Origin of the sequence: Streptomyces europaeiscabiei, from assembly GCF_001550375.1 — a bacterium.
Lineage (GTDB): Bacteria > Actinomycetota > Actinomycetes > Streptomycetales > Streptomycetaceae > Streptomyces > Streptomyces europaeiscabiei.
Genome location: NZ_LRTR01000416.1, coordinates 1 through 5,548 on the forward strand (window position 1 = coordinate 1; position 5,548 = coordinate 5,548).

4 protein-coding genes and 2 pseudogenes are annotated in these 5,548 nt (G+C 73.8%); 2 read left to right on the forward strand and 4 right to left on the reverse strand.

The features are described from left to right. Positions 1-145 (reverse strand): annotated as a pseudogene (locus AWZ10_RS47860) (adenosylcobinamide-GDP ribazoletransferase); the annotation flags it as partial. A gap of 106 nt (positions 146-251) precedes the next feature. Here AWZ10_RS47860 and AWZ10_RS19980 point away from each other — a divergent pair. Then, the gene (locus AWZ10_RS19980) at positions 252-1,097 is read left to right on the forward strand and encodes a hypothetical protein (protein ID WP_046707879.1); all 846 of its coding nucleotides are present in this window, start codon (positions 252-254) and stop codon (positions 1,095-1,097) included. 778 nt (positions 1,098-1,875) lie between these two features. Here AWZ10_RS19980 and AWZ10_RS47865 read toward each other — a convergent pair. Next, positions 1,876-2,663 (reverse strand): annotated as a pseudogene (locus AWZ10_RS47865) (phosphatidylglycerol lysyltransferase domain-containing protein); the annotation flags it as partial. A 103-nt stretch (positions 2,664-2,766) separates the two neighbouring features. After that, positions 2,767-3,885, reverse strand: a complete 1,119-nt coding sequence (gene cobT, locus AWZ10_RS19995) for a nicotinate-nucleotide--dimethylbenzimidazole phosphoribosyltransferase (RefSeq protein WP_060891728.1) — start codon at positions 3,883-3,885, stop codon at positions 2,767-2,769. A 192-nt stretch (positions 3,886-4,077) separates the two neighbouring features. Between cobT and AWZ10_RS20000 the strand changes: the two genes are divergently transcribed. After that, on the forward strand, positions 4,078-4,974 hold the full coding sequence (locus tag AWZ10_RS20000) for a class I SAM-dependent methyltransferase (RefSeq protein WP_060891729.1): 897 nt from the start codon (positions 4,078-4,080) through the stop codon (positions 4,972-4,974). Here the strand turns inward: AWZ10_RS20000 and AWZ10_RS20005 are convergent. Then, on the reverse strand, positions 4,963-5,548 hold a 586-nt coding region (locus AWZ10_RS20005; protein ID WP_167365970.1), incomplete at its 5' end, for a bifunctional adenosylcobinamide kinase/adenosylcobinamide-phosphate guanylyltransferase. The two genes, AWZ10_RS20000 and AWZ10_RS20005, sit on opposite strands and share 12 nt — an antisense overlap.

The following is a 5,548-nucleotide window of genomic DNA, read 5'->3' on the forward strand; positions in this document are numbered from 1 at the left end:
CGACCAGCCCGGCGGCGGGCGCGCACAGCATTCCGGCGCGCGCGGCCTCCCGGTCCCAGCGGTGGACGCTCACCGGCAGCACGGTCAGGGTGCCGAAGGCGAAACGCGGGCCGTCGGAGAGCGCGGGCGCGGACACCGGGGTCATGGGCTCGTCGCCCGGGGGCTCGGGGGTCGTGGACACCGGCGCAGGCTACCCGGCGGGGCCGACGGGTTCGGCGGCGCCCAGGAGCGGTGGTGGATAAAGTTCGCATATGGGTCACTGGTGGGAGCGGAACATCATCGAGCCGGGCAAACTGCCGCTGCTTCTCGCGCTCCTCGCGTTCGTACTGACGTTCTTGATCACGCGGGTCATCACCCGTTTGATCCGCGCGGGCAAGGGACCTTTCCGCAACATCAGCGGCAGCGGCGGCGTACACATCCACCATGTCGTCCCCGGCGTCGTCCTCACCGTCGTCGGCGGCTTCGGCTCGGTGGCGGGCGACGGGCACGGCTTCGGCGCGCTGATCTCCGCCGTGCTGTTCGGCATGGGCGTGGGCCTGGTGCTGGACGAGTTCGCGCTGATCCTGCACCTCGACGACGTGTACTGGAGCGAGGAGGGCCGCCAGAGCGTCGAGGTGGTCGTGCTGACGGCCGCCCTGGTGGGCCTGATGCTGGTCGGCTTCCTCCCCTTCGGCGTCAACGACCTCGACGACGAGGAGGCCCAGGGCCGGGGCGCCGTCATGCTCAGCATGGGGACGAACTTCCTCATCGCCCTGATCGCCCTCGCCAAGGGCAAGACCCGCACGGCGATCTTCGGCGTGGTCATCCCGTTCATCGCCGTCATCGGCGCCGTCCGCCTGGCCCTCCCCACCTCCGCCTGGGCCCGCCGCTTCTACCGCCGCCGCCCGCGTGCCCGCGCCCGGTCCTGGAAGCGCGCCTACCGCCACGACCGCCGCTGGACGGGCCCCAGCCGCCGCCTTCAGGACTGGATCGGCGGCACCCCGGACGCGGCACCGGAACTGGAACCGGCCACCCGCCCCGCGCTCCCCGCCGGCCCGCCCGGTTCCACCGGCCCATCGAAACCGTCGGAACCCTCGGAACCGTCGGAACGTCGCTGACGCACGGCCACCGGCCCGTCAGAACCGGCCGACCCGCCGGAGCGCCGCTGACGCACGGTCACGACCCCGCACATCACCAGCACCGCCGCGATCGCCGCCAGATGCTCCTTGCCCGCGAGGTTCTCCTTCACCAGCACCTCGACGACCATCGCCACGACGACCGCGCCCGCGGTGACGTGAGCCCGGTGACGCCACCCCACGAACACGGCGAGCCCCACGACGGCCGCCGACGGCCCGGTGTCCACGACCCCCGCGTCCGAGGCCGGCAGCCCCACGAAGAAGACGTCCGGACCGAGCGCGATGCCCACACGCGCGTACAGCGTGCCGGCCAGCGTGGCGACGTACGCGATCGCCAGCGTCCGCCACCGGCCCAGACAGATCTCCGCGATCCCGAACACGATCAGGATCTGTGCCAGCGCGCCCCACACGGGCAGATCCAGCGCCGGTACGAAGAGGGAGAGCGGCGTGCGCAGCAGCGCGAGCCCGAGCGGGTCCTCGGCCCGCACGGCACCGATGTTCTCGACGAAGCGGTAGCCCCAGGACTGGTGGTGCACGATGTGGACGACGGTCGCGAGACAGACGGCGGCGAGGGTCATGGGGATCGCCCGCAGGCGCCGGTGCGTGAGGGCCGGGCGCACGGTCGCGTGCAGCGGCCCCCATTCGGCGCGGGCCCGGCGGACGACCCTGTTCATCCGAATGACCTCATCCGCGTGACCTCATCCGTGTCCCCCTCATCCGTGCGACCTCGTCTGCGCGATTCCAGGTGCCTGCGGTGCAGTCACTCGGGCGGTCCCGGCGCCTCCGGGAACCCTCCGCGCGGGCCGAGGCGACGGCGATGCGCGGCAGGTCCGCGCTCTTCCCGAAGAGCAGGAACCGTGGCTCCCGGACGGGCCGGTACCTGACGTCGGCGCGGTACAGCGACTCGATCTGTCACCAGCGCGAGAAGAAGCCGAGGAGTGACCTCCGCAGCCGCAGCCGCAGTACCGGCCCGGCGCCGAGGCGCCCGCCACGTTCGAAGACCGACCGGAACACCGCGAAGTTGAGCGAGACCTGCGTGATCCTGATCTCTCCGGCCCGCCGGAGGAGTTCGATGACGACAGTGCGATGACGACAGTTCGATGACCATGAACTCCATCAGCCCGTTCTCGGCATCGCGGTCCCGCCGCACGAGGCCGGGCGAGAGCCCGCGCGGCCCTAAGGGGACGAAGGACAGCGACGCCCGCAACTCGCCCGCCCCGTCCGCGCACTCCGCATCACGGCACTGTCCGTCACCCGGACCGCCGAGCCGCCCGAGGCCATGGTGAACCCGCGCTCGGCGGCCTCGTCCCGCCGGTCGTCGGCGCGCTGGAGGGGGTACGTCATCTCCGCGCCCGGGATGTCCGCGTGCCGCCGGACGCGGACGGTGCACCCGGCCCGCTCGACCCGGTCGTAGACCTGTCGGACCGGGTCGTAGACGTGTCGGACCGTCCGCATGGCCCGTCCGTCGAGCGTGAACTCGGCAGTGTCGACGATCGTCTCGTCGCCGGGTTCCGGCGTGTCCGGACCGTGCCGCCCGCTCAGGGCCCCGCCCCGCCGATGCGTCAGGCGCCCTTTTTCCCGCCGCGGCGGCGCGCAACCGTGTACGGCGGGCCCGACGGTGCCGAACCGGCCGTACACGAGGCCCGCGGCACTAGGTCGCGTCGTACTCCTCGGCGAGGTTCTTCTCCTCGGCCTCTTCCGGCTTCGCCGGCTCCGCCTCCGACGGCTCCCGCTCCGGAAGCTCCGCCGCCAGCGACGCCGCGGCCCGCACCAGCGGCAGCGCCAGCAGCGCCCCCGCCCCCTCGCCGACCTTCACGCCATGGTCGAGCAGCGGCTCGATGGCCATCCGGTCCAGCGCCTTGGCCTGGGCCGGCTCCCCGCTGCTCTGCCCGGCCAGCCACCAGTCCGGCGCCCGGAAGGCGACCCGCTGGGCGACCAGCGCACACGCCGCGGACACCACACCGTCCAGAATCACCGGCATCTTCCGCACCGCGCTCTGCAACAGGAACCCGGTCATGGCCGCGAGATCCGCCCCGCCCACGGTCGCGAGCAACTGCAACTGGTCGCCGAGCACCGGCCGGGCCCGCCGCAGGGCGTCCCGTACGGCCGCGCACTTGCGCATCCACGCCAGATCGTCGATCGCCCGCCCGCCCCGCCCGGTGACGACGGACGCGTCGGTCCCGCACAGCCCGGCGACGAGGACGGCCGCCGCCGTGGTCCCGCCGACGCTCACATCGCCGAGGACGACGAGGTCGGTTCCGGAGTCCGCCTCCTCGTCCGCGAGGGCGACACCCACCCGGAACGCGGCCTCCGCCTCCTCGGCCGTCAGCGCGTCCTCGACGTCGATACGCCCGGACCCTCGCCGCACCCGGTGCCGTACGACCTCGGCGGGCAGCGCGTCCGGGTCGCAGTCGAGCCCGAGGTCCACCACGCGTACGGGTACGTCGAGCTGCCGGGCGAGCACCGCCACCGGGCTGCTGCCGTCGAGGACGGCCCGCACCAGCCGGTCCGCGGTGCCCGCGGCCCGCGCGGAGACGCCGAGTTCGGCGATCCCGTGGTCGCCCGCGAACAGCACCACCCGGGCCCGGCCGATCGGCCGCACCGGCACGGCCGACTGCGCCGCCGCCAGCCACTCACCCAGTTCGTCGAGGCGGCCCAGCGCCCCGGGCGGCACGATCTGCCGCTCCCGCCGCGCCTCGGCGTCGCGGCGCACCCCACCGTCGGGGCGCTCGATCAGATCGGTGAAGTCGTCGAGATTAAGCGAGCTCATTCGCCGAACAGTACCGGCAGCGATCGAACACGACCGCGCCACACCGTGACCCCGCGACGTACGAACGTCCCACCGCGCCACCGCCATGTCATTGCACCCGGGACCACGCTCACGTACGTACCTTTTCGGAGCGAATGTCCGTGCGTCGTCGTCCCTGTCGCGTACGCGATCCCGTCGTTCCCAGGAGCCGCCATGCCCCCCACCCCGCGGCCGGAGCCCGGCCGACCCGCCACGGGAGCCGACCCCTTCCACGAACCGCGCCGGGACGACTGCCCCTGGTGCGGTTCACGGCAGTTGCGCACGCGGGTGCGTGCGCCGGAGGGGAGGCGGCGCACGCCGGGCACGTTCGTGGTGGACGAGTGCCGGGACTGCGCCCACGCCTTCCAGAACCCCCGGCCGACGGCGGACGGGCTGCTGCTCCGGTACCACCGGCACCCCGTCGAGGACGACGTCCGCGCGAACCTCGCCGGGCGACGGCGCCGCAGGCACCACCGGGGCGCCGCCCGCGCGCTGCTCCCGTACCCCGAACCGGAGAGCTGGCTGGACGTCGGCACCGGGTACGGCCACTTCCCGGAGACCGCGCGCGCGATCCACCCGTACACCTCCTTCGACGGCCTCGACCCGACCCGGCGCGTCGAACAGGCCTGGGAGGCCGGGCGCGTGGAGGAGGCGTACCAGGGCCTGCTCACCGACCCGGAGATCACCGCACGGCTGCGCGCCCGCTACGACGTGGTCAGCATGTTCCACCACCTCGAACACACCGCCGACCCCCGCGAGGAACTCCGCGCCGCCCACACCGTCCTGCGCCCCGGCGGCCACCTCCTCCTCGAAGTCCCGGACCCGGCCCGCCCGTTCGGCACGCTGCCCAGGGCGGACCGCCGCTACTGGAAGCCGCACGACCGCCCCCGCCCCCTCCACCTCATGCCCCTGCGCAACCTGCTCACCGAACTGCGGTCCCTGGGCTACGAGGTCCTCACCACCCGCCCCTGCACCCCTCTCCCGCCCCGCGCCCACCGCATCCTCGCGCGCCGCACCACACCACCGGCCGCCCCCCTCGGCCCTCACGCAGCCGGTGCCTCAACCCCGTAGGGACAAGGCCTGACCCGCCACCACCAGCAACACGTGCTCGCATTCCGCCGCGAAGGCCGCGTTGAGCCGTCCGAGTTCATCGCGGTAGCGGCGTCCGGAGGCGGTGGCGGGGACGATTCCGGAGCCGACCTCGTTGGAGACCGCGACCACCGTGCGGCGCGCGTGCCGTACGGCGCCGGTCAGCTCGGTGACACGCGCCCGGAGCGCGCGCTCCCCGCCGTCGGCCCACTCCGCGTCGTCCCACGCCCCCACCGAGTCCATCGCGTCCGTCAGCCACAGCGAGAGACAGTCGACGAGCAGCGGCGGCCCGTCGTCGTCCTTGAGCAACGGGACGAGGTCGCAGGTCTCGACCGTGTGCCAGGAGCCGGGACGCCGCTCACGGTGGGCGGTGACCCGCGCGGCCCACTCCCCGTCGCCGCTGCGCATCCCGCCGGTCGCCACGTACAGCACGTCCGGGAACCCCTCCAGCCGCCGCTCGGCCTCCACCGACTTCCCGGACCGCGCCCCGCCGAGCACCAGCGTGCGGCGCGGCACATCGGGCACGTCCTCGTAGGCGCCCACCGCCAGCGTCGTC

What these genes read in the sequence shown, in the direction of transcription:
- AWZ10_RS19980 (WP_046707879.1), top strand. Translation starts at nt 252, where the DNA reads ATGGGTCACTGGTGGGAGCGGAACATCATCGAGCCGGGCAAACTGCCG.
- cobT (WP_060891728.1), bottom strand. Translation starts at nt 3,885, where the DNA reads ATGAGCTCGCTTAATCTCGACGACTTCACCGATCTGATCGAGCGCCCC.
- AWZ10_RS20000 (WP_060891729.1), top strand. Translation starts at nt 4,078, where the DNA reads ATGCCCCCCACCCCGCGGCCGGAGCCCGGCCGACCCGCCACGGGAGCC.